The 25787-nt window shown below is 69.5% G+C and carries 22 protein-coding genes and 1 riboswitch; of the genes, 8 read left to right on the top strand and 14 right to left on the bottom strand.

Going from position 1 to position 25787, the window contains the following annotated elements:
* A partial coding sequence (locus IZR01_RS17380) for an acyl-CoA dehydrogenase family protein (RefSeq protein ID WP_194924422.1) occupies positions 1 to 1597 on the bottom strand: 1597 nt, incomplete at its 3' end.
* Between the two features lie 155 nt (positions 1598 to 1752).
* Between IZR01_RS17380 and IZR01_RS17375 the strand changes: the two genes are divergently transcribed.
* From IZR01_RS17375 to IZR01_RS17365, 3 genes are all read left to right on the top strand, one after another.
* Positions 1753 to 2835 (top strand): YihY/virulence factor BrkB family protein, encoded by a 1083-nt coding sequence (locus IZR01_RS17375; protein WP_194893539.1) that lies wholly within the window; start codon positions 1753 to 1755, stop codon positions 2833 to 2835.
* A 149-nt stretch (positions 2836 to 2984) separates the two neighbouring features.
* Positions 2985 to 3326, top strand: a complete 342-nt coding sequence (locus tag IZR01_RS17370) for a hypothetical protein (protein WP_194893540.1) — start codon at positions 2985 to 2987, stop codon at positions 3324 to 3326.
* A gap of 214 nt (positions 3327 to 3540) precedes the next feature.
* Positions 3541 to 5106, top strand: coding sequence for a globin domain-containing protein (locus IZR01_RS17365; protein WP_194893541.1), 1566 nt, complete (start codon positions 3541 to 3543; stop codon positions 5104 to 5106).
* 66 nt (positions 5107 to 5172) lie between these two features.
* Here the strand turns inward: IZR01_RS17365 and IZR01_RS17360 are convergent, their stop codons facing one another.
* The 5 genes from IZR01_RS17360 to paaA form a co-directional block, all read right to left on the bottom strand.
* Positions 5173 to 6252, bottom strand: coding sequence for a 2Fe-2S iron-sulfur cluster-binding protein (locus IZR01_RS17360; protein ID WP_194893542.1), 1080 nt, complete (start codon positions 6250 to 6252; stop codon positions 5173 to 5175).
* A gap of 82 nt (positions 6253 to 6334) precedes the next feature.
* Positions 6335 to 6886: a 1,2-phenylacetyl-CoA epoxidase subunit PaaD gene (gene paaD / locus IZR01_RS17355; RefSeq protein WP_228554380.1), complete on the bottom strand. Its 552-nt coding sequence runs from the start codon at positions 6884 to 6886 to the stop codon at positions 6335 to 6337.
* A gap of 39 nt (positions 6887 to 6925) precedes the next feature.
* Positions 6926 to 7714, bottom strand: a complete 789-nt coding sequence (gene paaC, locus IZR01_RS17350) for a 1,2-phenylacetyl-CoA epoxidase subunit PaaC (protein WP_194893543.1) — start codon at positions 7712 to 7714, stop codon at positions 6926 to 6928.
* Complete coding sequence (paaB, locus tag IZR01_RS17345; protein ID WP_194893544.1) at positions 7711 to 7995, bottom strand: 1,2-phenylacetyl-CoA epoxidase subunit PaaB; 285 nt, start codon at positions 7993 to 7995, stop codon at positions 7711 to 7713. Before paaB ends, paaC begins: the two co-directional genes overlap by 4 nt.
* The gene (gene paaA / locus IZR01_RS17340; protein WP_228554387.1) at positions 7992 to 8939 is read right to left on the bottom strand and encodes a 1,2-phenylacetyl-CoA epoxidase subunit PaaA; all 948 of its coding nucleotides are present in this window, start codon (positions 8937 to 8939) and stop codon (positions 7992 to 7994) included. The genes paaB and paaA overlap by 4 nt, the downstream gene beginning before the upstream one ends.
* Positions 8940 to 9460: 521 nt before the next feature.
* Between paaA and IZR01_RS17335 the strand changes: the two genes are divergently transcribed.
* Both IZR01_RS17335 and IZR01_RS17330 read left to right on the top strand, forming a co-directional pair.
* The gene (locus IZR01_RS17335; protein WP_194893546.1) at positions 9461 to 9745 is read left to right on the top strand and encodes a hypothetical protein; all 285 of its coding nucleotides are present in this window, start codon (positions 9461 to 9463) and stop codon (positions 9743 to 9745) included.
* A 401-nt stretch (positions 9746 to 10146) separates the two neighbouring features.
* The gene (locus IZR01_RS17330; RefSeq protein ID WP_194893547.1) at positions 10147 to 10641 is read left to right on the top strand and encodes a hypothetical protein; all 495 of its coding nucleotides are present in this window, start codon (positions 10147 to 10149) and stop codon (positions 10639 to 10641) included.
* A 422-nt stretch (positions 10642 to 11063) separates the two neighbouring features.
* Here IZR01_RS17330 and IZR01_RS17325 read toward each other — a convergent pair whose 3' ends face one another.
* Both IZR01_RS17325 and IZR01_RS17320 read right to left on the bottom strand, forming a co-directional pair.
* Complete coding sequence (locus tag IZR01_RS17325) at positions 11064 to 12491, bottom strand: RNA polymerase sigma factor (RefSeq protein WP_194893548.1); 1428 nt, start codon at positions 12489 to 12491, stop codon at positions 11064 to 11066.
* Complete coding sequence (locus tag IZR01_RS17320; RefSeq protein ID WP_194893549.1) at positions 12488 to 12688, bottom strand: hypothetical protein; 201 nt, start codon at positions 12686 to 12688, stop codon at positions 12488 to 12490. The genes IZR01_RS17325 and IZR01_RS17320 overlap by 4 nt, the downstream gene beginning before the upstream one ends.
* 2293 nt (positions 12689 to 14981) lie before the next feature.
* On the opposite strand from IZR01_RS17320, the gene IZR01_RS17315 reads away from it, so the two are divergent.
* Entirely contained in the window at positions 14982 to 16115 is a 1134-nt protein-coding gene (locus IZR01_RS17315) for a hypothetical protein (RefSeq protein WP_194893550.1), read from the top strand.
* Here the strand turns inward: IZR01_RS17315 and IZR01_RS17310 are convergent.
* From IZR01_RS17310 to IZR01_RS17300, 3 genes are read right to left on the bottom strand one after another with little or no spacing between them, the layout of a single operon-like run.
* Positions 16054 to 17037 (bottom strand): alpha/beta hydrolase, encoded by a 984-nt coding sequence (locus tag IZR01_RS17310; protein WP_194893551.1) that lies wholly within the window; start codon positions 17035 to 17037, stop codon positions 16054 to 16056. The genes IZR01_RS17315 and IZR01_RS17310 overlap by 62 nt on opposite strands.
* Positions 17038 to 17039: 2 nt before the next feature.
* On the bottom strand, positions 17040 to 17807 hold the full coding sequence (map, locus tag IZR01_RS17305; protein WP_194893552.1) for a type I methionyl aminopeptidase: 768 nt from the start codon (positions 17805 to 17807) through the stop codon (positions 17040 to 17042).
* Positions 17804 to 18361, bottom strand: a complete 558-nt coding sequence (locus tag IZR01_RS17300; RefSeq protein WP_194893553.1) for a GNAT family N-acetyltransferase — start codon at positions 18359 to 18361, stop codon at positions 17804 to 17806. The genes map and IZR01_RS17300 overlap by 4 nt, the downstream gene beginning before the upstream one ends.
* 181 nt (positions 18362 to 18542) lie before the next feature.
* Positions 18543 to 18711, top strand: a riboswitch (M-box (ykoK) riboswitch).
* Between the two features lie 353 nt (positions 18712 to 19064).
* On the opposite strand from IZR01_RS17300, the gene IZR01_RS17295 reads away from it, so the two are divergent.
* Positions 19065 to 20735: an NRAMP family divalent metal transporter gene (locus IZR01_RS17295; protein ID WP_194893554.1), complete on the top strand. Its 1671-nt coding sequence runs from the start codon at positions 19065 to 19067 to the stop codon at positions 20733 to 20735.
* A gap of 100 nt (positions 20736 to 20835) precedes the next feature.
* Here the strand turns inward: IZR01_RS17295 and IZR01_RS17290 are convergent, their stop codons facing one another.
* The 3 genes from IZR01_RS17290 to IZR01_RS17280 form a co-directional block, all read right to left on the bottom strand.
* Positions 20836 to 22446 carry a Na+/H+ antiporter gene (locus IZR01_RS17290; protein WP_194893555.1) on the bottom strand — a complete coding sequence of 537 codons (1611 nt, stop codon included), beginning with the start codon at positions 22444 to 22446 and terminating at the stop codon, positions 20836 to 20838.
* Positions 22447 to 22499: 53 nt separating this feature from the next.
* Positions 22500 to 23165, bottom strand: coding sequence for a hypothetical protein (locus IZR01_RS17285; protein WP_194924421.1), 666 nt, complete (start codon positions 23163 to 23165; stop codon positions 22500 to 22502).
* Positions 23166 to 23269: 104 nt separating this feature from the next.
* The gene (locus IZR01_RS17280) at positions 23270 to 24322 is read right to left on the bottom strand and encodes a peptidoglycan-binding domain-containing protein (RefSeq protein ID WP_194924420.1); all 1053 of its coding nucleotides are present in this window, start codon (positions 24320 to 24322) and stop codon (positions 23270 to 23272) included.
* A 146-nt stretch (positions 24323 to 24468) separates the two neighbouring features.
* Between IZR01_RS17280 and IZR01_RS17275 the strand changes: the two genes are divergently transcribed.
* A complete protein-coding gene (locus IZR01_RS17275) occupies positions 24469 to 25734 on the top strand; it encodes a DUF5925 domain-containing protein (RefSeq protein WP_194893557.1) in 1266 nt (421 codons plus the stop codon).
* The last annotated feature ends 53 nt before the right edge of the window (positions 25735 to 25787 follow it).

Below are 25787 nucleotides of genomic sequence, written 5' to 3'. Positions count from 1 at the left end.
TCCCAAACGTCCGCCCCCACTCCCCACCAAGCCGCGACGCGACAAAAGCATCCGCGCTCTCCGGCGGCGCATACCGCAGCATCAGCGAGCCCTGGAGCAGCAACGCCATCCGCTCCACGAAGCGGCGTGCCCCGGTCTCGTCGACCGATGCCACCTCGTCCTTCAGTTCCTTGAACGCGGAGTCGAAGCGGGCGTCCGTGCCGCGTGCCGCGCCGACCTCGGTGCAGAACGCGTCCCACACACCGGCTTCCTTGGCGAGGGCGCGGAGGACGTCCAGTGCGTTGACGTTCCCCGAGCCCTCCCAGATGGAGTTCAGGGGCGCTTCCCGGTAGAGGCGCGGCATGCCGGATTCCTCGACGTAGCCGTTTCCGCCGAGGCATTCCAGTGCCTCCGCGGTGAACGGGGCGCAGCGCTTGGTGACCCAGTACTTGGCGACCGCCAGGCCGATGCGGCGGAACAGGCGGGCGGATTCGTCGGAGCCCGCGTCTGTGGCGGCGGCGAGGTGGAGTGAGGTGAGGGTGGCCGCTTCGGATTCCAGGGCGAGGTCGGCCAGGACGTTGCGCATCAGTGGCTGGTCGGCGAGGAGCTTGCCGAAGGCCATGCGGTGCCGGGTGTGGTGTGCCGCCTCGGCGAGGGCCGCGCGCATCAGGGCGGCGGAGCCGGTGACGCAGTCCAGGCGGGTCATGGCGACCATCTCGATGATGGTGGCCACGCCACGGCCTTCGTCGCCCAGGCGCCAGGCGCGGGTGTTGTGGAACTCGACCTCCGAGGAGGCGTTGGCGCGGTTGCCCAGCTTGTCCTTGAGGCGTTGGAGGCGGAAGGAGTTGCGGGTGCCGTCGGGCAGGACGCGCGGGATCACGAAGCAGGTCAGGCCGCCGGGGGCTTGGGCCAGGACCAGGAACACGTCGCACATGGGCGCGGAGGTGAACCACTTGTGCCCGATCAGGGTGTACTCGCGGCCGTCGCCGGGGACCGGGGTGGCGCGGGTGGTGTTCGCGCGGACGTCGGAGCCGCCCTGCTTCTCCGTCATGCCCATCCCGGCCAGGCAGCCGGCCTTGGTGGCGGGGTCGCGCAGGCCGAAGTCATAGGTCTTCGACGCCAGGCGGGGGGTCCATTCCGCGGCCAGCATCGGGTCGGCGGCCAGGGCCGGGACGGCGGCGTAGGTCATGGAGACCGGGCACAGGTGGCCGCCCTCGACCTGGCCCCAGACCAGCATCTTGGCGGCGCGGGCGGTGTGCCGCAGGGTGCCGGCGTCCTCCAGCCACGGGGCGGCGGCGATGCCGTGGCCCACCGCGACCGTCATCAGCTCGTGCCAGGCCGGGTGGAACTCGACCTCGTCGATGCGCCGGCCGTAGCGGTCGTGGGTGCGCAGTATCGGGTGGTTCGCCTCGGCCAGCCGCCCCCACTCGCGGGCTTCGAAGGACCCGGCCAGCGCGCCCAGGCCGGTCAGCTCCCCGTCGGTGGCCGAACCGGCCCCGAACAACCGCGTCACGGCCGCGACCAGCGCGGGGTCCGCGGTGTAGGCGTTGTAACCGGCCAGCGGCGGGACCTGGTTCAGGGGCTCGTCGGCGGGGCCGACGAGGGTTCCTTCGGGCATGTGCCGGTCATCTCCATTTCGGCATGATGCTGGTACTACGGCCTGCTGCCGTTACCGTAGTACCCGATCCTGGTATTCGCTACTGGTAAGTAACAACCACCGAGAAACCCCACCAGCCGCCCGTGAACCCGACCGTAGGACCCGAGGACCCGCGCATGCGCCCAGTGCTCGACCTGCCCGCAGGCTCCGGCTCCCCCGCCGGTTCCGGGGCCCCGTCGCCGGAGCAGCCGGCCGGGCCGGATCACGCAGAGCACGCGGACCGCCACGAGCGGCGGGGGCCGCGCGAGCGCTTTAGCGCGCAGGCGCGCAACTGGTGGGCGGTCACCAAGATCACCTTCTCGATCTGCATGCGCTACCGGATCACCGGGCTGGCGGCCGAGGCGGCGTTCTTCGCCCTGCTCTCGCTGCCGCCGCTGGTGATCGGTCTGGCCGGGACGCTGGGCTATCTGAACGGCTGGATCGGCGCTGCGCGGATCAACGAGATAAAACACCACATCGACGGCGCCGCCGGCACGATGCTGTCCGGACCGGGCGTGCAGAAGCTCGACGGCCTGCTGACCAGTCTGCTCACCAACGGGCACCCGGAGCTGATCTCGATCGGCTTCCTGCTGGCCCTGTGGGCGGGCTCACGCGCCATGAACGTCTACGTCGACACCATCACGATCGCCTACGGCCTGTCCGGCCGGCGCGGGATAGTGCGCACCCGGCTGCTGGCGTTCGGCATGTACCTGCTGGGCCTGGTCCTGGGCTCGGTGGCGCTCCCGCTGCTGGTGATCGGGCCGGACCTGCTGGTCAGCGCGTTCCCGCCGGTCACCGACCTGATCCACGCGCTGTACTGGCCGGCGATGCTCCTGGTGCTGGCGGCGTTCCTCAACACCCTGTACCACCTCGCCGTGCCGGTGCGCACCCCGTGGTCGCAGGACCTGCCGGGCACGATCCTGGCCCTGCTGCTCTGGCTCGGCGGGTCGGCGCTGCTGCGGGACTACGTCTCCAACACCTTCTCCGACACCGACCCCACCAATTCGCTCTACGGCGGACTCGCCGCGGCGGTGGCGATCCTGGTCTGGCTCTACGTCACGGCGCTGGCGGTACTGCTGGGGGCGGCGCTGAACGCGGCCGTGGAACAAGTGTGGCCCTCGCGGCGGTTGTGGCTGGCGAGGCTGGCACTGCGCCAACGCGTCGCCGCTCAGCGGGACGCGGACACCCCCGTTCCGGAAGGGTTCGTCACGGACGACTGAGCTGGGCCGAAAACTCCGGCGACAACGTGTCGCGGGCGTACGTACCATGAAGCGATCTTCCGGGATTTCGGTAGATACCGGGACAGGCGATGGACCTGACACCCGGTCGACATGAACCGGACAGAACTGTGAAAGCTGGGACAGCATACGTGTCAACCGCAGGTCCGATGGGCTCGCAGCGGCTCCGGGCGCTGGGCTGGACGGAGGGCCACGAGAAGGCCTTCGCGATCCTGCAGGAAGCCGCCGGCGCCGACCTCATACCGGCGCTGGTCACGGAGGCCGGTGAGGGCGGCTGTACGACCGAATCCGGCACCGGCACCCTCCGTGCCACCTACGGCGCCAATCTGCTGCTGTCGATGGCGGCAGACCCCCTCCGACGACCCCTCAACGACGACTGGATCGCCGTCCGCCGCTGGCCGGACGGACGAGCCACCGCGGAGGCCATCCTGAGCCGCCGCGTGACCCTCATGCGCCAAAAGCCCTCCCGATAGCGCCGCCGGCCTTTCCGCGGCCCCGGACTCCTGCCGGACTTCGAGGACTTTTCCCCGCGCCATAGCGGACAATCCCGCCTTTACCCCACCGGACTTCCACCGGACTTCAACAGTCCGCGACGTCACCGGAGCCTAAGGTAATCGCTTGCACTGGGTATGCGCTTCGTGACGCAAAGGTCACGGGGCCCGGTGAAAGGCTTTGGGGGCGCGAGAGATGGTGCGGCAGGCAGCGGCGGAAAACGCCGCCGACACCGACGGAACAGATTTAGCCGAGGCGATCGAGGCGGCCGCGGCAACCGAGGCGAGTGCGGATACTGCGGCGAGCACGGCGACTGCGGCTACTACTGCGGCAGCCGAGGCAACCCGGGTAAGCCAGGTAAGCCGAGCAAGCCAGGCAAGCGATGGAACAGACCTGGACCCGGCTCGCGTCCCGGCCCTGATCAGGGACAGCTTCGCACTGGTCACCGACGGTTTCGACCGGGTCGTCTCGCACTTCTACGCCCTGGTCTTCACCGAGTACCCGGCGCTGCGGGACATGTTCCCGCCGATGATGGACGCCCAGCGCGACCGCCTGTTCCAGGCCCTGGTACGCATAGTCGGCCAGGCCGAGCACCCCGACGGCCTGGCCGACTATCTCAGGGACCTCGGTCGTGAGCACCGCAAGTTCGGGGTGCGCCCGGAACACTACGACATGGTCTGGCGCTGCCTAATATCAGCGTTGAAACACCACGCGGGCAGCACCTGGACCGCCGAGATGGACGCCGCCTGGCTGGCGGCGTACCAGCTCATCGCCGGGACGATGATGGAGGCGGCCGAGGAGCACGCCCGGCACGCCCCGGCGTGGTGGAGCGCGCGGGTGGTCGGGCACGAGCGGCGGACCCCGGACATCGCCGTCCTGACGCTGCAACCGGACGCCCCCTACAAGTTCCGGCCGGGACAGTACCTGTCCCTGGAAACGCAGCGCTGGCCCCGGGTGTGGCGGCACTACTCGATCGCCAACGCGCCCCGGGCTGACAACACCCTGACTCTGCATGTGCGCACCGTTCCCGCGGGATGGGTGTCCACCGCGTTGGTGAACCACACGAACGTCGGGGACACCGTCCGGCTGGGGCCGGCCTCGGGGACGATGGTGTGCAACACGACGTCGATGCGGGACGTGCTCTGCATCGCCGGCGGCACCGGACTGGCGCCGGTCAAGGCGATGGTCGAGGACATGGCCAAGTGGAACACCACGCGCCAGGTGCGGTTGTTCTATGGGGCCCGGCATGACGACGAGCTCTACGACCTGGCAGACCTCGAACGGCTCGCGTATCGGCGGCGGTGGTTGTCGGTGGTCCCGACGGTGTCGCACGATCCGCGCTATCCCGGAGAGCGCGGGATGCTGCCCGATGTCGTGACCCGCTATGGGGAATTCTTCGACCACTGGGCCGGGCACGACGTGTATGTGTCGGGGTCGGTGCCGATGGTGCGGGCGACGATCGCGCGGTTGCAGGAGTTGAACATTCCGCTGGCGAGCATCCGGTTCGACGCGTACGGCGGGATGGACGGACTGTGGCAGCCCGGCGCGGGGCAGGGCGCACCGGTGCCGCCATCGGCTCCCGCGGCACCCGGGACGGCCACGAATGAGCGGCCTGACCCGCCCGCACCCGATTCACCCAGCGCGTGGTCTGCCGCTTCTCATGGAGCGTGGCGGAGGGACAGCGGATGGCGGGCGGAGGTGGCCGGGCAGGTGCGGGCTCCGCAGACGATCGACGAGTGGCTGCTGTCGCAGGCCTCTTAGGACGTCGGCCGGTTAAGACGTCAGCCAGTTGGGGCGTCGGCCGGTGAGGGCGTCGGCCGGCCCCGGCTACGCGTCGAAATCCAGCTCCACGGTCGGGGTGAGAGGGCGGGACTGGCAGGCCAGCACGAAGCCCTCCGCCTTCTCCTCCGGCTCCAGCGCGTAGTCGTGGGCCATCGCGACCTCGCCGGTGACGATCTTCGCGCGGCAGGTGCCGCAGACGCCGCCGGTGCAGGAGTAGGGGGTGTCGGGGCGGGCCTTGAGAACGGCGGCCAGCACCGAGTCGTCGTCCTTCGACATGGCCAGCTGGGTGCGGCGGCCGCCGAGGGTGACCGTGACGTCGACGTCGCCGTCGGCCAGGACCTTGGCGGTCTCGGCGTAGGCGGCCGGCGGCGGCGCGTCCTCGGCGTGGAAGAGCTCGAAGTGCACGTGCCCGCGGCCCACGCCGCGCCCGGCCAGCACCTCCTTGGCGGTGTCGACCATCGCCATCGGACCGCAGAGGTAGTAGTGCGCCTCGGACCCCGGCGCGGCCGCGTCCAGCAGCTCCGGCAGCCGCTCGGCGTCGATCCGCCCGGTCAGCAACGGCGCCTCCCGCGGCTCCCGGGAGAGCACGTGCAACACCATCAGCCGCTCGGCGTAGCGGTCCTTGAGGTCGGCCAGCTCCTCCAGGAACATGACCGATGAGGCGGTCCGGTTGCCGTAGATCAGAGTGAAGCGATCCCCGCGCGCCAGCGCCACCTCGGCCATCGCCAAGACCGGCGTCACGCCGCTGCCGGCGACGATGCCCACGTGCTCGGGCCCCTCCTGCAAGACGAAACGCCCGGCCGGCGGCAGCACCTCCACCAGATCCCCGACGCCCAGCTTGCCGGCCGCGATCTCCCCGAACCCGCCGGGCCCGAGCTCCTTGACCGCGATGCTCAGCGTCGCCGCGTCCGCACCCGCGCCGTCCGCACCCACACCGTCCCCGAACGGCGCCGCGCACAGCGAGTAAGCCCGCCGGGCCTCGGCCCCGCCGAGCTCCACCCGCACGGTGACATGCTGCCCCGGCGCGTACCGGAACACATCCCGCTCACCCGCCGGCACCCCGAACACGACGCGCACGGCGTCATCGGTGAGCCGGTCCAACCCGACGACAGGAAGCAAGGTCACAGCACTCTCACAAGGGACTCGATCAGCGACAAGGTCAACGGCGGGGTCAGCGGCAAAGCCAGCGGCAAGGTCAGCGTGACGATCACAGGGACTTCATCGCCCCGAACGGCTCCCCGCACGCCCGACAGGCCCGCAGGGACTGGCAAGGCGTGCTGCCGAACGCGCTGATCTCGCGCGTGTCGGTGCTGCCGCAGCGGGGACAGGCTTGCGCCGCGCGCGGGGAAGGGGAAATCTGCAAAAGAACCGGTCCACCGACGTGGCGCGCACCACCCCGCGGCGGCGCGATGCCGTGCTCGGCGAGCTTGCGGCGGCCGTCCTCGCTGATCCAGTCGGTGCTCCAGGGCGGCGACATCGCCGTGCGAGTGCGGACCTCGGTGGCCGGGGCGCCGGAGGCACCGAGGTAGGTGGCGACCGCGCTGCGCACGTCGGCGGCGATCACCTCGGTGGCCGGGCAGCCGACGAAGGTCGGGGTGATGCGCACCTCGACCGCGCCGTCGTCGGTCAGCGACACGCCGCGCACGATGCCCAGATCGCCGAGCGTCACCACCGGCAGCTCCGGGTCCGGCACCGCCGCCGCGGCGGCTTCGAGCGCCACCAGGTCGAGCGCCACAAACTCCTCAACCACCATCGTCATCGCCTCCGCTCCACCGAGATCGCCGCCGACCCTTCCGACCTACCAGCTCGCGCCGGGATACTGCCGATGCAGCGCCTGCATCTCCCCCAGCAGCAGCCCGAACTCCTCGCCGTGCATCCCCACGCGCCCGCCGCGCGGCTGCCAGCCGTCGGCCGGCACAGTCAGCGTCGCGGCCTCGATCACGCCCGCGACCGACGCCTCCCACGCGGGGCGCAGCGTGCGCGGGTCGACCGCGATGCCCTGCTGCACCAGCTCCGTGGCCACCGGGTCGGGGAAGAACAGCTCGGCGGTGTAGGGCCACAGCTGGTCCAGACCCGCCTGCATCCGCCGGTGGCTCTCCGCGGTGCCGTCGCCGAGCCGCAGCGTCCACTGCACCGCGTGGTCCCGGTGGTACGCGACCTCCTTCACCGCCTTCGCCGCGAGCGCCGCCAGCTCCGGGTCCGTGGAATCGCACAGGGCCGCGTATAGCTCGCTCTGGTACGTCGCGAAGTACAGCTGCCGCGCGATCGTCACAGCGAAGTCGCCGTTGGGCTGCTCGACCAGCAGCACGTTGCCGAACTCCCGCTCCGTACGCAGGAACGCGAGGTCGTCTTCAGAACGTCCGGCGCCCTCTAGAGAACCGGCGTATGTCAACAGAGTCCGCGCCTGCCCCAGCAGATCCAGCGCAAGGTTCGCCAGCGCGACGTCCTCTTCCAGTTCCGGAGAATGCGCGCACCACTCCGACAGCCGGTGCGACAGGATCAGCGCGTCATCGCCCAGCTGGAGCGCGTATTGCGCGACCGACGCGGGAGTGGCGGAGTCTGTAGAGGCCTCAGTAGTAGCGGTCACAGGTTCTTCACCCCTTCCGGAACCCTGTAGAACGTCGGATGCCGATAGACCTTGTCCCCAGCCGGGTCGAAGAAGGGCTCCTTCTCATCCGGCGAAGAGGCACACACTGACGCCGCCGGGACGACCCAGATAGAGACTCCCTCGCCGCGCCGCGTATAGAGATCCCGAGCATTGCGCAGCGCCATCTCCGCGTCCGAGGCGTGCACGCTCCCGACGTGCTGATGCGACAGCCCACGCCGCCCGCGGATGAAGACCTCCCACAGAGGCAGACCCGTGCTCATGCTGCCGCAACTCCCTTATCGCTGTGCTTGGCCGCATAAGCCAAAGCTGCTTCCCGCACCCATTCGCCATTCTCATGCGCCTGCACCCGCGAAGCGACCCGCTGCCGGTTGCAGGGACCGTTGCCGGCCAACACTTCCTGGAACTCGGTCCAGTCGATCACGCCGAAGTCGTGGTGCCCGCGCTCCTCGTTCCACCGCAGGTCGGGATCCGGGATGCGCAGTCCCAGCGCCTCGGCCTGCGGGACGCTGATGTCCACGAAGCGCTGCCGCAGCTCGTCGTTGGAGTGCCGCTTGATGTGCCAGGCCATCGACTGCGCGGAGTGCGCCGACTCCGCGTCCGGCGGGCCGAACATCATCAGCGACGGCCACCACCAGCGGTCCAGCGCGTCCTGGGCCATGGCGTGCTGCTCGGGCGTGCCGTGGGCCAGGTCGTGCAGCAACTCGAAGCCCTGGCGCTGGTGGAAGGACTCCTCCTTGCAGATGCGCACCATGGCCCGCGCGTAGGGGCCGTAGGAGCAGCGCTGGAGCGGGATCTGGTTGATGATCGCCGCACCGTCCACCAGCCAGCCGATGGCGCCGATGTCGGCCCAGGTCAGCGTGGGGTAGTTGAAGATCGAGGAGTACTTCTGGCGGCCGGTGTGCAGGGCGTCGAGCAGGTCGGCGCGGTCCACGCCGAGCGTCTCGGCGGCCGCGTAGAGGTAGAGCCCGTGCCCGGCCTCGTCCTGCACCTTCGCCAGCAGGATCGCCTTGCGCCGCAGCGAGGGGGCGCGGGTGATCCAGTTGCCCTCGGGCTGCATCCCGATGATCTCGGAGTGCGCGTGCTGCGCGATCTGCCGCACCAGCGTCTTGCGGTACGCCTCCGGCATCCAGTCACGCGGCTCGATCCGCTCGTCGGCGCCGATCAGCCCGTCGAAGCGCTCCTGCAGCTCCGAGCGCGCCGACAGCTCCCGTTCCGCCACGGCTGCCGCCGCGTCCTGCGTCCTGGCCTGGGCCGTCACGGCTTCCACCTCTCAACCGACCGAACGTTCGGTTCCATCGTCCCGCCAGGGTGGCGGCAGTGTCAACAGCAAGGGTGCCGGTTGTGACCGCTTTCGATAGTTGGCAAAAGCTTCGGCCAATTGGCGAACAAGATCGATCTGGCCCCATCCTCGCTGTGCCGGGACGCGGTAGTTAGGACCTGGCCACGGTTTCTGCAACCGCCTGTGCACCACGGTCGGTGTCAATCGCGCGCGCGTGGCGGGGTCGGGATGGGGGAAAGTTCGAATACGGCCGTTTCGCGGCGCTGTCGCCAGTCCTCTCGGGTGTGAGCTGGCTGGGGGCATCAACGTGATCCGCCAGTGCAACGCAGGTCTTGATGGGACCCTGACAAGAGAGAACCAATATGTCAGGGTTGTGCTACGACTTACGTCGCAGTGGCGGGACGTTTGCTAAGCGCCCGGCCTGGCGCCGGGGGATAGGGGAAGAAATGAGCGCTGTCCAGGTCAGTCGATATGTTGCCCAGCAACTGGAGGAGCGGAGCCTCTCCGTCAATCGAGAGGTCGATGACATGGGAGAGGCCATATACGTGTACGCCCAAGACCGCCCGGGGCTTCCCATCGGCCACCTGGTGCCGTCTTTGATGGGGGTGCAGACCGGTGGACCGTACGCTGCATACGTCCGGGATCGGCAAGGCAATAATCAGAAGCTCCCCGGCGTCTTCGAAACCGTCGACGATGCCCTGGCCGAGATCCTCGCGAACCTCCGATACTGACCTGCCGAGCATGTCTTTCCGGTGTCAACAAGCATGGCAATTCAGGTCTGGTCGCAAGAATCTTGGCCAGACGGCGCCAACTGCCGTGGCCACATCGAACTCGCTACCACGTCACGGGTCGCATTCAGTTCCAACTATTGTGTCCCGGCACACTCGCTGAGCCGGGACGCGATAGTTGTCACCTGGCCATGCGATCTGTCACCGGTGGAGCGACATGGCGTTCTCGTCGATGGTTCGTGCGAGGGTCTCGGCGTGGTTGAGAAGTAGCGTCCGGAGGCTGGCGTAGTGCGGGACGGGGTCGGGGCGGGAGAGCTGGAAGGCGGTTGCTCCGCGGCGTTGCTGCCAGTGACGACGTGTAGCTGATACCTCGCCTCAAGGCAGTCGCATGGAAGGATCACCTGATGTTGCAGCGCATCGAGATATCCGCCGTTCTCCGTGGAGAACGGCAACGTCACCCCGTGCACTGGGAGCGTGATATGGAACTGAGTCTCGATTGCTTCGTATGCGAGCGACAGGGACGCACCATGTTCCTTGAATGGGGTGCCGAGCGGGCCAGATGCACCGCCGATGAGCAGCACGGGCGCCACTTCGCCCCAGCCCGGATCGCAGGCTTCGACTCCACCATCGAGGACGAGCAGGTGAGTATGCGCGCGGTCGTGGAGTACTGGTGGACGCCGTTCCACGACGCCAAGCGCGACGTTGACGCACGGCCGCTGAACGAGTCCCCACGGGTTCGGCTGAAGTTCGGCTACGTGTGTACACAGCGGGACGACCACCAGGTGTGGGGTTCGACAACGCAGACAAACATCATTCGTCCCGCGAGCACCAAGTGTCGGCACTGCACCGAGGTAGCAGCGACGAGCCTGGAAGCGCCGATGATCCGGCTGGTCTCCTGATCGGACGGCGGACCCGCCGCGTATTGCGATTCACGCCTGCCACCGGCTGACCTCGACATCAGCGCTGACTTCGGCGAGGAGATACCCCAAAAGCGTGATTGTGGGGTATCTCCTGGGCGATCAAAAACCGCCCTCCGGGGGAGGGCGGTTGAGAGCCGGTCGCGTGCCTACGGCTGCGACGGCGGGGGCGGCGCCTGTGAGGCAGGCGGCGCCGGGTTCTGCGCGGACATCTTAGCCTGGCGGGTCTCCCCGCGCTGTTCGAGGTAGGTCCGGGCAGTCTGCCCGATCTGGGTTGCGGCGACCCCGATCACGCCGTACCCAGTAAGCTGTCCGGCCGCGTGAACCGCGTCGGAGACGCCGCCCTTCTCGATGACAACCGGCTGCGGCAGCTGCGGATCTGCCGGTGGCAGGTCAACCTCGAGTCACGCGGTCAAGGCCAGCTCCGCTCGGCCCTGGAGCCGATGCTTGTCCAGGGCCGTCTTCCGCCGCCACCTTCTCGCGCGTAGTTCCTCGAGGCCCGGGGGCGAGGCGAGCGTCAAGTACCGCGGCGGCCCAGCCAGCCAGCTGGGGACGGGACAGGAGTAGGCCGAGGGGTCAGCAGCCGCCTTCTGGTTGCCCGTTGGGACAGGGTCCTCGAGGTAAGGCGCTTGCGTCGCCTGCAGGCGCCGGAAGGCGGCCGCGTGCATACGCAGCTCATGGTCAACAGTACGGAAGCGCAAGCCGGGGTGGGTCCAGCGAACACTGCCGTAGGCGGCGGCCGGCCCCGCATCCAGGCCCTCCCGCACGACGGCAATCACCTTGGAGATCTCCGTGAGGTAAGACACGACTGCGCGCGGGCGATAGAAGCCGATTGGAGGAAGGGCGACGAGGTTGTCCATGGTCGTGAGAGTCCATCCGGCACGAAGGAGGTGGTCTAGCCGCGCGCTATTAGGACCATCATCAATTACCTTCCAAACGGCACTGAGGCGATCACCAACGCGAGAGGCGCCGGAAATGACGCGGAAGGACCTCTCCTCCTCGATTACGGCATGCCGAAGCACTACGGCCTTCCACGGGGTGTCCGGGAGCATCCCCAAAAGCTCGAGGATGCCAAGGGAGTCCTTGACGAAGTGGTCGATGACTTCGGAGATACCTTCGTCCTCCAGAAGGAACCCGGTCGTGTCGATGACGGACTTGCGGGCGTGGCACAGCGTGGTCCTTGCGGACCCGCCGGTGATCCCGATCAGAGGTGCGATCAGAGAGGGCTTCAACCCGAGCGCGGCCAGCGCCATCACCTGCCGCTCGCGCCGGCTCAGCCGCTGCATCGCCCGCATCACCAGACCGCGCGGGGTATAGGTGTCCCGTGGGTCGGTCGGCTTGGGGTCAGCACGGCGGGTCCTGTAGTAGCGGCGCAGCTCGGCCGCCGAGCGGTGTACCTCGGCCAGCGGCAAACCCAGAAATTGCGCGATATCAGCCTTGCTGTAGCCCTCGGCAAGGTTCAGCCCGACGACTGCCGTGCGCGGCGAGGACCAGCTCTGGGCCGACAGCTCCACCATCAGGTTCAGCATCGCGTCGTCCAGGCCGGGCTCCTCTTGGCCATCATCCAGGTGAGGCTGCTCTGGCAGCTCAGCGTGCAGCTTCGGTCCCCGGTCGCGGGCCTCGTACTCGCCGAAGGCGAGCTTCTTGCAGCTGCCGTAGAGGTAGCCGGCCGGGTTGGTCAGCGTGTCCCACTTCTGCCACACCACCAGCAGGCCGTCCTGGACGACGTCCTCGGCGGCCTCCGCACCGACCCAGGCGGCGGTGTACTTCAAGGCCTTGCTGCGCTCCTTGGCCTCGAAGGCCAAGAAGCCGACAGGGTTCGTGCAGCTCACGCCTGGCCCTCCCCACCAGCCGAGAAGGCCAGCGGGAACAGGACGGCCAGCAGCGCCAGGACCTGCTCCTCGCTCCAGCCCATCGCCGCGAGCACGATAACCAGGATGATGACGGCGGCCAGCTTCGGGGAACTGGCGTCGGCGAGCGGATGCCCGGGCCGCGGCACCGGGTAGATCAAAGGACGTACGGAACCCATGAGGGAACTCCTCGTACAGGGCCCGCCGCCCCAGAACCTTGGCCGGAGCAGGGCGGCGGACCGACCACGCCGCGCACCGTCTTCCGAGCCACTGTCTCAGTCCAGAGCGACGATGCGGAGCTCTATGCGTATACGTGCCCACGTCCCGGAAGATCTTTTTAACGGGCACCCAGCTACTTGGTCCACGTACGGCACTAACCGACGTACGCAACTCTCCCCGCGAGCGCGGAGGTAGATGCGAACCGCGAGGCGCAGCTGCTCCTCGTACAGGGGTCCGCCGCCCCAGAACCTTGGCCGGAGCAAGGCGGCGGACCTACCAGCCTCACCTTCAAACGACTCCGTACCTTGGTCGTCTAGGCCACAGCCAGGACTTGATCCGATACAGAACGCCGGAGGTCCCGAACCGCGACATGCGGTTCGGGACCTCCGGCTTCGTATTGCCTCGACGCCATGCGTTCCGCAATGCGTCAGCTTCCCCGGGCAGACCTCGCACCGGCGGCCAGCGCCGCGCCCGCGGTGAAGAACGGATGCCCTCGTCGCCAGATGTCTTTGCCCAACTCGTGAGACAGGCGGAAGGACCCTTTCGACCGCGCTCGAACCGCCAGAGAGGCAGCGCCCTGACCTGCGGGTTCCACAGAGTGAGCCTTATGCGAGCGCGGAAGACCCACGTCGACACAGGCGTGTTTGCGGGGTACCTTCGCGAAGATCAAAAGGGCGGCTCGCAATCTGCGGGGTGCGCCGCTCAAGGGCTTCTACCTAACTGATTACCCTTGTCTCCTCGCGGACGCCGCGCACAGGGATGCGACATCGGGTCTACACCAGTCAGCGCCAGGGTGCACGGCACGTGCTCGACGTGACCTGCATAGTCAAAGCCAACCGGCACTGTTCGACGGTACGCGCCGCAGGTGGGCGTGCCTTTGGCGGACTAAACCTCGGCGGCGGCAGTTCTTCCTCGGGCAGCTTCCCGGCGGCTCCGTATCCTCTGCCGCAGCCGGGCAAGTAAGCACGGTGACCTGGGCCGCGGCATAGTCGCGCAGGGCTCATCTTGAGAAGCGGCCCAGGTGTTGCCCTGGATGCCCTCACCCGGTTGGCGCATTGTGCCGCGCCCCGACCGGACCTGCTTTCATTGGCCGCAGGGCTCAGCCACCAAGGAGGTGAAGATCAGAGTGCTAAGACAGATCACAAGACCATTGGGCGAGGCGGTCCAGTACGCCTTGGACAGTTGGAACCGGACCGCCCGCCTGTGCTGCATCCTGGTCGCTAGTGGAGTCGCGGCCGGACTGTACGCCCTGCTGAAGGGCGCCTGACGCACTACACAACCGCCAGGGTAGCCGCCTCCCGGCCGGGCCAGGAGGCGGCACCGCCTTCTCAGGGCGCGTTGGCCGAGGTCGGACTGTCCCCCGGTGGGCACGTCAGTCTTTCCGGGCGGGCCTCGACCCGGCCTTCAACACCGCGCCCGGGTAGAAGAACAGATTGGCACCGTCGCCGGTCGTCGACGCCCAGCTAGTGAGGTCGCTGATCGCGCTGGCTTGGAGCGCCGGTGCCCATCGGGCCAGAAGGTCCATAGTGTCGAGCCAGTCCTCGGCGGCGACGAGCTCGGCGCCATGCGGGGTCTCGGTGGAGAGCGTGAACCGGAAGGTTCCGGACCGACTTGCCGGGCACCTCCCGGCGCTAGAACGTCACGGTCAGCTGGCCAAGGTGGCTAAGGAAGGCAAAGTCGCCGAAGCCGGCCTTCTTCATCGTCCTATCGAAGTACTGCGCAACGTCCTACCCGACCAGCGGGTTGGGGCTGGTCGTCCACGCACCGCTCGCGTAGAGAGGTAGGGAATCAGGGTTTTTAGTAAGATTCGCACGCTACACGCCGATGCCCACAGCCACATCAACGCGAGATCCCAGATCATGCCCCTGCCCGGACGGAAGCTGGTTCCGCCACGGGCTAAACCAGTGACGGAACGCCGCAACGGTGGCCACTAGACTGCCTTCGGCCCTGGTGAAGGTGTACAACCCCTCGGATGCGATCTGATGATCCTCCACGCCATCGTCGACGCCAGCTGAAATCTTCCCCACCGCAAATCGTCCATATTTTGCCAACTATCCTCAGTAAAATCACCCTCGACCTACATCGGACGAAACGTCGAAATGCTGGTCGAGGGCTCAGGCCTTTGCCAACTGTCCTCAGTGACTTGCCAACTGTAGGAAGTGGTCTCAGCCGGTGACTTCGGCCGATGGCCGATGATGCATCCTCTGATGGGTCGCCGTCGCGGGCCCTCCAGGCGAACAGGGGGAGATGGGGATGGAGCGTCACATCAAAGCGGTGCCGCCCGGGCTGACGCACGGTGCGCGGGTGTTCCTCCAGACCCACGGCGTCCGCCTGGAGCCCTTGGCCCTTGAGGAGTGTCGCGAGCGGTGGCTCGCGGCGGGGATTCCGGGCGAGCAGATCGACCGGGTCGTGGCGTTCGAGCAGACCTGGGGCGGGTTGGTGCTGCCGCCGTCGGCGCGCAACGACGGCGGCCCGAAGTATCTGGACGCCGACGCCCCCGGGCACGTGCCCGGGGTGGGATGGCTCTTCGAGGTCGGCGCGCAGCGCACGGCCGTGCCGTACTCGTTCCAGATCGGTCCGGACGGCGCGTTCGGGATCCTCGGCCCGCAGGGCTGGGCCCGGCTCCACGAGAGCATCGAGGGCTGGCTTGAGGCCCTGTCCCTGGCTCACCACGCGGCGACGCACGCATCCGGTATCAGGGTTCTCAACGGCGCCGCGGCCGCCGCTCTTGATCTCGACGGGTTCCAGGAGGTTCCCGCCGTCCGGGGCGTCGCCGATCGGTGGTGGCGCGGCGCCGACTCGCTGGTCGCCGTTTACTCGGGCGAGGCTGAGGCGTTCGGGGATCCGGGGCCGACCGCCGCCCTCGTCTACTCGGGCCTGGACGACTGGGGCCTGGGAACGGAGCTCTGGGCGGTCGCCACCGGCTGGCACGTCGAGGGGTCGGCGACGCCGCTGGTGGGCTGGGACATCAACGGTGTCCTGATCGAACGCCGGATACAGGGCGTCTACGAATCCTGGTTCGGGCATTCGGACGGCCGCCGCCTGGGCTTCGTCACGAACGGCGAGCGCGTCCTGCTCATGCTGATGGACGACGAGGACGACCCGGGAGAGCACGCCGTCGACGCGGCCGCCGAAGGCTGGGCGGACGGCTTCCGCCTGCTCAACGGCCAGGTCGACCGCTACCCGACCCGCGACACCGTCGCGTTCAGCGTCGGTGTCGCGAGTCTGCGGCGCATCATCGACACCGGGACGTGGCCCGAACACGTCCGCCGGGAAAGCGACCGGACTGTAAGCGCGACCGTCAGCCCGATCGTCACCCCGACCGTCAGCCGGCCGCCAGCACCCGCTCCAGCCACGACCGACGCGCCGCCCGAGCCGCCCGGCTGAGTGCGGCGTCCGGGACCACGAGGTCGAACGCGTGGTAGCCGCCGGGCCACACGTGCAGCTCGGCCGAGCCGCCGGCCCGCCAGATCTTGTCGGCGTAGGCGACGGCCTCGTCCCGCAGCGTCTCGGCGGAGCCGACGTCGATGAACGCGGGCGGCAAGCCGGACAGGTCCGTGGCCCGGGCCGGTGCGGCGTACGGCGACACGTCCGGGCCGCCGCGCGCCGAACCCAACATCGCCTGCCACCCGAACCCGTTCCAGCTCCGGTCCCAGACATCGGCGCCGTCCATCTGGTGCGCCGAGTCGCTGTCGTTGCCGTCGTCGAGCATCGGGCACATCAGCAGCTGCCCGAGCAGCCACGGGCCGCCCTTGTCGCGCACCATCGCGCTCAGCGCCGCCGTCAGGCCGCCGCCGGCGCTGGTGCCCGCGACGACGATCCGCTCCGGGTCCAGCCCGAGCTCGGCCGCGTGGTCAGTGACCCAGAGCAGTCCGGAGTAGACGTCGTCGATCTGCGCGGGATACGGGTGCTCCGGCGCGAGCCGGTACCCGACCGAGATCAGCGTCGCCCCGAAGTGCTCGGCGTCATCCAGCATCGGGTCGAGGAAGAACAGGTGCCGGTGGTCGCCGCTGAAGTAGCCGCCGCCGTGCGTGGAGTAGATCGCCGGGCGCCCGGCGGCCGGGGCCGAGACCGGCGTGCAGACCAGCAGGGTGACCTCGGGCTCGCCGGACTCCGCCGGGACCTGGTACGAAGTCACCTCGAACCGGCCACCCCGGCGCAGCTCATCGAGCGTCGGCAGTTCGGCGGCGTCCTCGGCCCGGATCTCCGGCAGCCGCTCCATGCTCATCGGTGCCGAAGTGGTCTCTCGCGCCGCGCGATACGCGTCCATCAGCGCGGCATCGAACGGTATAGAGGGCAATGTCGCCATCGTCAGTCCACCTTTGTCAGTACTCGTGCGCCATCCTCGGTGATGGCGATGGTGTGCTCGGAGTGCGCGCCCCGCGACCCGTCCTGGAAGCGCAGCGTCCAGCCGTCGGGGTCGGTGAAGATCTCACTCGTCGTCGCCGACCACCAGGGCTCCAGAGCCAGCGTCAGGCCGGGGCGCAGCACCAGGCCGCGGCCGGCGCGGCCGGCGTTGGCCACGTGCGGGTCCTCGTGCATGGTGTGGCCCAGGCCGTGCCCGCCGAACTGGAGGTTGACCGGGTAACCGTACTCGACCGCCACCGCCTCGATGGCCGCGGAGACGTCGCCGAGTTTGGCGCCGGGGACCGCGGCGGCGATGCCGGCGTCCAGGGCCCGGCGGGTGGACTCCACCAGGCGGACGTCCTCGTCGCGCGGGGTGCCGACGATCACCGTGCGGGCCGAGTCCGCGACCCAGCCGTCGATCGCCACCGCGAAGTCCAGGGTCAGCACGTCGCTGTCGCGCAGCGTGTACTTGTGCGGCAGGCCGTGCAGGACCGCGTCGTTCACCGACAGGCAGATGACGTTGCCGAACGGGCCGCGGCCGAAGGAGGGCGCGTAGTCCCAGTAGCACGACACCGCGCCGCGCTCCTTGACCAGGCGCCGCGCCCGGTGCTCCAGGTCCATCAGGTTCACCCCCGGGCGGGCCAGCTCCGCGAGCTCGGCCAGGGTCTCCCCCACGAACCGCCCGGTGACCGCCATCTTGTCGATCTCCTGCGGCGTCTTCAGCTCGATCACCGGGTCGTCTCCGTCCGCATTGAGTCCGTCTGCTCTGCATCCGTCTGCTCCGGCGCACCCTGCGCGCGCCAGATCTGCTCGCCCTCGTCGTCCAGTTCACCGGTCGGCGCCAGGCCGATCCGCTCGGCGACCCGGGCCGAGGCCGCGTGTCCAGGGTGGATGTTCGCGCGGATCTGCGCCACGCCACGCTCCCGCAGCCAGGCCACCAGCGCCGAGGCGGCCTCGACCGCGTACCCGCGGCCCTGCCAGGACAATCCCACCACCCACGCGATATCGGCGCGCCGGCCCGCCTCGACGATCGTCGCCTGCACGGTGCCGACCGCGGCGCCGTCCTCGGCCCGCCGCGCGATCCAGTTCACCCACTCCTGGGAGCCGTCCGGGGAATGTCCCACGGCGAGCCGCGTGTAACGGATTCGCAAGCCGTCCGCCGTCGGGGGCTCGCCGCCGATGAAGGTGTAGAGCTCGGGGGCGGCCAACACCTCGGCCATCTCGGCGGCGTCGGCCTCCGTCAAGGGTTTCAGCACCAACCGGGTGGTCGTCGACTCTCTAAACATGCTTGCATGCTATGCGGGCCACCCCATACCGGCGGCTCAGGCAAGTCCATAGGTGGTTCAGCCCCGATACCCGCAAACGCGCGACGCCCCCTTTCAGGTTGCCGCCGTTGCTCGATCGTTACCCACCTGTGACGACGTGAGTTGACACCCCTACGCCGCGAGAGGATCCTTGGTTTCCGTTAGGACACCTCGTTCGGTGAGGCGTCTTCACGGACAAAGGCCACTGATCCCATCGGTCGAGAGACCCTCCGGATCAGGACAGATCTCCTCGGATTAAGGGGTGATCCCAAGTGGCTGCGCAGCTGACGCTACGCCGTGAAGTGCCGAAGCTCTGACGAGAGAGGTGGCCGGGACGGGTCTTGGCCTTGCCGTGGAACGGCGGGCGGACCAGACCTCCCGGGCGAACCTCCCAGAGGTGTCGGGCGCGTCCGCTGGAATGGGCGGAACCGCGCGGGACACAGGCGCCGCGGCGCCACGGCGGTCGGGAGGTGGTAGCGATGAAATCCGGTAGTAGGTCGGGCCACAGTCGGCCCCGCATCGCGCACGACCCAGCCCACCGCCCGTCCCCCGGCGCGCGTTAACCGCATCAGAACTCTGCCACCACCCGGCCACACCGGGACCCCGTCCGGGTCCCACCGCGGCCGGCGGGGTTCACGCGTGCCACCCGACCAGCCGCTCCTACTCGGCAGCAGGGGGTGTTCCCATGACCACGGCCACGCTGAACGGCGAAGTCCGCGACACGCACCACGGCGCGACTGCGTCCGCGGTGCTCGACGAAGCGCACGTCGGTGACATCAAAGGCGCTTTCGGCACCATCAGGCTGGGCGATCACGACGAACGCCGCGGCCTGTCGGCGAAGCTGAAGACGCTGCTGGCGATCGTCGGCCCGGGGCTGATCGTGATGGTCGGCGACAACGACGCCGGCGCCTTCGCCACCTACGGCCAGGCCGGCCACGACTACGGCACCAAGCTGCTGTGGACGCTCCTGCTGCTGGTCCCGGTGCTGTATGTGAACCAGGAGATGGTGCTGCGGCTCGGCGCGGTCACCGGGGTCGGGCACGCCCGGCTGATCTTCGAGCGCTTCGGCAAGTTCTGGGGCGCGTTCTCCGTCATCGACCTGTTCGTCCTCAATGCCCTGACACTGGTCACCGAGTTCATCGGGATCACGTTGGCGACCGGCTACCTGGGGCTGCCGAAGGTGCCCTCGGTCATGATGGCCGCGCTGATCATCGTGGCGGCCGCGATGAGCGGTTCGTTCCAGCGGTTCGAGCGGATCGCGCTGACCCTGTGCGTGGGCTCGCTGCTGCTGATCCCGATCTCGATCATGGCGCACCCCGGCGCGGGCAGCATGACGCACGGCTTCCTCACCCCGGCGCTGCCCGGCGGCTCCGGCCAGATGGCCACCGTGATGCTGGTGGTGATCGGCATCGTCGGGACCACGGTCGCGCCGTGGCAGCTGTTCTTCCAGCAGAGCTACGTCATCGACAAGCGGATCACCCCGCGCTTCATGAAGTACGAGAAGGCCGACCTGGGCCTGGGCATCGTCGTGGTGGTGGTCGGCGCGGCGGCGACCATCGGCCTGGGCGCGGTGGCCGCCGCGCACCTGGCCGGCCCGTTCACCGACGCCGACGACGTGGCCCGCGGCCTGACCGTCTACGGCGGCCGGGTCCTGGGCGACATGTTCGCCGTGGCGCTGCTGGACGCCTCGATCATCGGCGCGTTCGCGGTGTCGCTGTCCACCGCCTACGCGATGGGCGACTGCCTGAAGATCAACCACTCGCTGCACCGGGGCGTGAAGCAGGCCAAGGGCTTCTACGCGGTCTACGCCGGGATCATCGCCTTCGCCGCGACGATCGTGCTGGTGGCCGACGACCACGTGCAGGGCGTGCTGACCGTGGGCGTGCAGGCGCTGGCCGGGGTGCTGCTGCCCTCGGCGTCGGTGTACCTGCTGCTGCTGTGCGTGGACAAGGACGTCCTCGGGCCCTGGGTGAACAACCGCAAGACCACGGTGTTCACCGGCGCGGTGATCGCGGTGCTGGTGGCGCTGTCGCTGGTGCTGACCGGTTCGGTGCTGGACCAGAGCATCACCGCCGGGCAGATCGAGGCGATCCTCGGCGGCTGCGCGGTCGTCGCGCTGGCCTTCGGCGGCTGGCTGGGGATCAGGGCCCTGCGGACGCGCCGGGCCCCGGACTTCGTGGCCGAGCGCCTCGACCGCTCGGGCCGTGCCGACTGGCGGACCCCGCCGCTGGACCAGCTCGGCCAGGTCCGGTTCTCGGTGGGAACCCGGGTCGGGCTGACCGTGCTGCGCGGCTACCTCGCGGTGGCGACGGTGCTGGTGGCGGTCAAGCTGGTCTCGATGATGCTCGGGCACTGAGGCACTGAGGCACTGAGGCACTGCGGCACTGACAACCCACAAGGGCTGGGCGAAGCGGACGCCCGGCCCGTGTCTTTCGCGCTGAAACGCCTTGCGCCTGTTACCGCCGCTCCATATAGGCCTCTTCGAGGTCCAACTGGTGCAGCACCCGGCGGTAGACGTCGTCGTTGATCTCCCGCATGTCCCGCAGGTGCTCGATCGCCGCGCGCTCGGCGTCCAGCATCGAGCGCCGCGCCTCCTCGACCGCCGCCGCGCTGGCGCTCGGGGCCCCGGACGCCACCTGCATCGCGAACCTCTTGGCCCGGTCGCCACGCCACCTGGCCTGGTCCCGCATGCGGTCCACGGCCGGATCCGGAAGCGTGGCCTCCAACTCGTCCAGGCGCGCCTGACCGGCGGTGGCCGCCGTTCCCATCGCGCTGCAATAGGAGAACGCGTCCTCCTTCTCCTCGTCCTTGGCCTCGACGCCGAGCCGGCGGATCAGCGGCGGCAGGGTCAGGCCCTGGACGATGAGGGTGGCCAGCACCACGAACAGGGTGAGGAACTGGACCAGTTCGCGGTCCGGGAGCGGCCCGCCGTGGTTGTCGGTCAGCGGGATCGCGGCCGCGGCGGCCAGCGAGACCACGCCGCGCATGCCGGCCCAGCCCACGACGAACAGGATCTTCGGGGCCTGGGTCTGGGCCGGTGGTGGTGCGAGCGCCGAATTGCGCCGCAAGTGGCGCATCAGGAAGCGGCCGATGTACCCGAACGTGTACACGCCGCCGAAGCGCGCCACCACCACGATCGCGAACGCGGCCAAGCCGTAGCCGATCAGCTCCGCGGCGCTCCAGTGGTCCACGTCCCTCAGGATCGGGATCAGCTGCAGGCCGATCAGCGCGAACACCGTGGCTTCCAGGATCTCCACGATCACGTCCCACAGCGCGGTGTCCAGCATGCGGGTGGCGTAACCGGCGCGGACGCGGCGGTGGCCGAGGTAGAGCCCGAGAATGACGACGCCCATGACGCCGGACACGTGCACCGCTTCGGCGGTGATGTAGACGACGAACGGCAGTGTCAGCGAGATGGCACTCTCGGCCCGCGGATCGCGCATCCGGTACCGGATCGGGTCCCAGACCACGGCCACCACCGCGCCGATCGCGATGCCGCCGGCCGCCGAGAGCACGAACCGGCCGACCGCGTCGAAGACCGTGACCGTCTCCCCCACCGCCGCGGCCAGCGCGATCCGGAACGCGGTCAGCGCGGTGGCGTCGTTGAACAGGCCCTCGCCGACCAGCACGTCGACGGTCCGGCGCGGTAATCCCAGGCGTTTGGCGATGGAGATCGCCGCGACCGTGTCCGGTGGCCCGAGCACCGCGCCCAGCACGAACGCCACCGACAACGGCAGCCCGGGGATCAGCAGGTGCATCGCGAATCCGGTGAGCAGCGTGGTGACCAGCACCATCCCCACCGACAGGATCAGGACCGCCGACCAGTTCTCGCGCAGCGAGGGCACCGAGGTCTCCACGGCCGCCTGGTAGAGCAGCGGCGGCAGCAGGATCATCAGCACGAACTCGGGCTCGAGGTCGTAGTCCGGGATGAACGGCGCGATCGAGACCAGCAGCCCGACGGCCACCAGAACGAGCGGCCCGTTGAGCTCGAACCGCCGGGCGAGCGCGGACACCACGACGGAGAAGAACGGGACACCGAGTAAGAACAAGAGATGTTGCGCCGTCATGCCACCTGATCATCCCATGACAGATGGGTCGAACGGCGTGCCCGCCGGGCGGATCAGCCGCGCGCCGTGCGCCACACCCCGTCCGGGACGGCCTCGGCGAGCGCCACCAGCATGTTGAGACCGGTATCCACCCACTCCGGCTTGACCGTCCCCTTGCCCCAGGTCAGAAGCCTGTTTCCCTCGATCCGCCAGGCGAAGTCCGGCCAGGAGGCGATCAGCCGCAACACCTTCGGGTCCAGGACGTCGGCGGCCAGCCGATGGTCCGCGGCGCTGACCCGGTAGCGGTGGTCGAAGGCGGAATCGCCGCGGACGAACTCCGGGGCGCCGGCCAGGATGCCGGGACCGACGCGCCGGTCCTTGTAGCCGCGCGGCACGACTTCCACCGGCGGCAACGGGACCGGGAGGTCCTCGACGCAGGCGACCCAGTAGTGGTGGACGTCGTCGCTCTCACCGCCCCGGGTCCTGAACTCGTAGTCGATCACCAGGACGGCGCGGCCGTGGTGCGTGCCGCGCATCACCAGGCGCGCGAGGCGGCGGTGGCCGGCGGTGAAGGGCCGGCCGCCGAAGGTCGCCGGCAGCCGGCGGTCCTTCTTGGCCAGCTGCCACCCCTTGGCCGCCGCCATCGCGGCGAGCGCCTTCTTACGGCGGGCGTTGGCGGCGATCCCGGCGGCCAACAGGACCACCATGAACCCGGCGAGGATCAGCAGAGGCACGGTCACCGGACCATGCCTACCATCGCGGCGCGGGTGGCGTCACCCGCGCCGCTGAGAGTTCGGCGCACGATTCGGTGCACTATTCGGTGCACTATTCGACGCGCTGAGGGTCAGCGCGTGCCGTTGCAGTAGTAGTAGGTCCCGTTGTAGGACTGGTTGTCCCAGAAGTACAGGTCGGCCCAGGTCTGCGGACCGGCGACGCCGTCCACGGCCAGCTTCGGGTAAGGCGGGTTGCCGCCGGGCGAGTGCACGGTCGGGGCGTTGTTGCAGCCCTGGAAGTCCGTCATCGCCTTCTGGGTGTCCGGGCCCCACTGGCCGTCGGTCGCCAGCGTCGGGATGCCCAGCTCCGCCTTCTTGAGCAGGCACTGGAGTTCCTTGACCGCGTTGACGTTGCCGGAGCCCTCCTGGATTTGCGGCATCTGTGTGGCCGGGAGGTCCAGGTACGTGCAGTCGCTGGAGGGCCGGGCCGCGTTGCTCGGCTTCGGCGCCGGCACGGTCACCGGGGCGCTGGGCTTCGGCGCGCTGGGTGCCGGGGCGCCCGGGGCGGAGGTCGCCGCCTTGCCGGGGTTCGACCCGACCGGCTTCCCGGGCGCGGACGTCGTGCTGGTGCTGCCGCCCCCGCCGGTGCTCGTGCCCTGGCCGGTCTGGCCGGGCTGGCCGCCGTTGGTGACGCTGGAGGTCGCGCCGGTCGGGTTCTCCGGGACGTTCGCCCCCTGCGCACCGTTGCTCGACGGGTCGCCCACGATGCTGTCGCCGTCCGGCCTGCCGCCGCCGGTGTTGCTGCCGCTGGTCGCGGTGGCGCCGGCGCCGGCCAGCGCCGCCGAGTCGTGCTTCTTCGAGGAATCGCTGTTGGCGAAGGCCACCGCACCGCCGATGCCGACCACCGCCACCACGGCCAGGGCCGAGGCGATGAGGGCCTTGCGACGCCGGTTCGGGTTGTCGTCACCGGGCCCGCCGGGGCCGTAGCCACCCGGGCCGAAGCCGCCGGGTCCCTCCGGGCCCCCGTTCAGCGGCATGCCGTAAGGGGACGCCATCGACGGCGGCGGCGCGGATTGCCCGGGGCCTTGCGGCGCCGACCCGAACGGCGGCAGCGCGCCGCCGGCCGGTACGCCAGACGGTGACTGGGGCGTCTCCCAGGGTGGGTTCTGGTCGGGCGAGCTCATGACCGGTCATCGTATCTTCGCCGTTGCGGGGCCGGTCCCCGACCCGGGCAAAGTGCGGGTAAAACAACCCTCGTGGCGGGCCGAGTATGCATGAACCTCGACAAACGTGTTGTGGCCGGACGTCCCGGGGCGGGATCATCGAGGACATGACGCTGCCCCGCCAGCGCCCTCAGGGGCCTGCCATCCAACCGGCACCGGACCCCGGAGAGCTGGGCGAACCGGCCCAGGCCCCGGCCCCGGCCGCCCCGGCGGCGAGCGATCCCGGGCAGCGGCTGCCGTTCCGGGTCACGATCGACGACTCCGACACCCCTTACGACGTGGTGGACGCGCTGCTCCTGACCCCGTTCACCACCGGTGTCCAGCCGCACGCCCGGCACGCCCGGCTGGACGCGCTGCGCGAGGACGCGACGCTGGTCCCGGCCGAGGGCGAGGTGCTGCGCTCGGTGGTGGAGGACAAGCGCGAGTCGTGCCTGACCGCCGGCCCCGGCTGGACCGCCCGCTCGGTCCGCTGGTCCAGCGGCGGCGGCGAGGTCACGGTGGTCGCCGAGACCCCGGAGCTGGCGACCAAGATCCTGGAGCAGGCCACCGACGGCGTCGCGGCCGAGGAGGAGCCCGAAGAGGAGAAGGTCTCGGTCGGCTTCTGGTACGCCGCTCCCCAGCGCGGGCCGTACCGCACCGTCCGCACCATCACGGCCGAACCGTGGGAAGCCGTCCGCAAGAACTACTCGGCCACCGCCTCAGCGGCGATGGACAAGCTGATGGCGGTCCGCCGCAGCGAAGCCGCCGGCCGCATGATCCTCCTGCACGGCGCGCCCGGCACCGGCAAGACCACGGCCCTGCGCACCCTGGCCCGTGAATGGCGCGAGTGGTGCCAGGTGGACTACGTCCTGGACCCCGACGCCCTGTTCTCCTCCCCCGGCTACCTCATGGAGGTCGCGATGGGCGTGGAGTACCACGGCCACGGCGAGGAGGAGGAGAACCGCCGCCGCTGGCGCCTGCTCCTGCTGGAGGACTGCGACGAACTGATCCGCGGCGAGGCCAAGGCCACCAGCGGCCAGGCCCTGTCCCGCCTGCTCAACCTCACCGACGGCCTGCTCGGGCAGGGCCGCGACGTCCTGGTCGCGATCACCACCAACGAGAATCTGGCCAGCCTGCACCCGGCGGTCATAAGGCCGGGCCGCTGCCTGGCGCAGATCGAGGTCGGCCCCCTGCCGCGCGCCGAGGCCACGGCCTGGATGGAGCGCGAAGGCGCCGACCCGGCCCGGCTGGCCGCCGCGCGCCAGGGCCGCGGCGCCGCCGGCCCCGGCGGGCCGATCGGCGGCGCGACGCTGGCGGAGCTGATCGCGGCTCGGGACGGGAACGAGCCGGTGGCCTCGGCGGGGGACGACACCGGGACCGGGTTGTATTTGTAGGGCGCGGTGCCCCGCTGTTGGATAATCAATCCCCAGACCGGCGTTCGTCCCAC

The sequence above is a fragment of the Catenulispora pinisilvae genome, assembly GCF_015356865.1.
Taxonomy (GTDB): domain Bacteria; phylum Actinomycetota; class Actinomycetes; order Streptomycetales; family Catenulisporaceae; genus Catenulispora; species Catenulispora pinisilvae.
The sequence above is the reverse complement of the archived record's forward strand: the minus strand, read 5'-3'. Positions and strand labels throughout refer to the sequence as shown.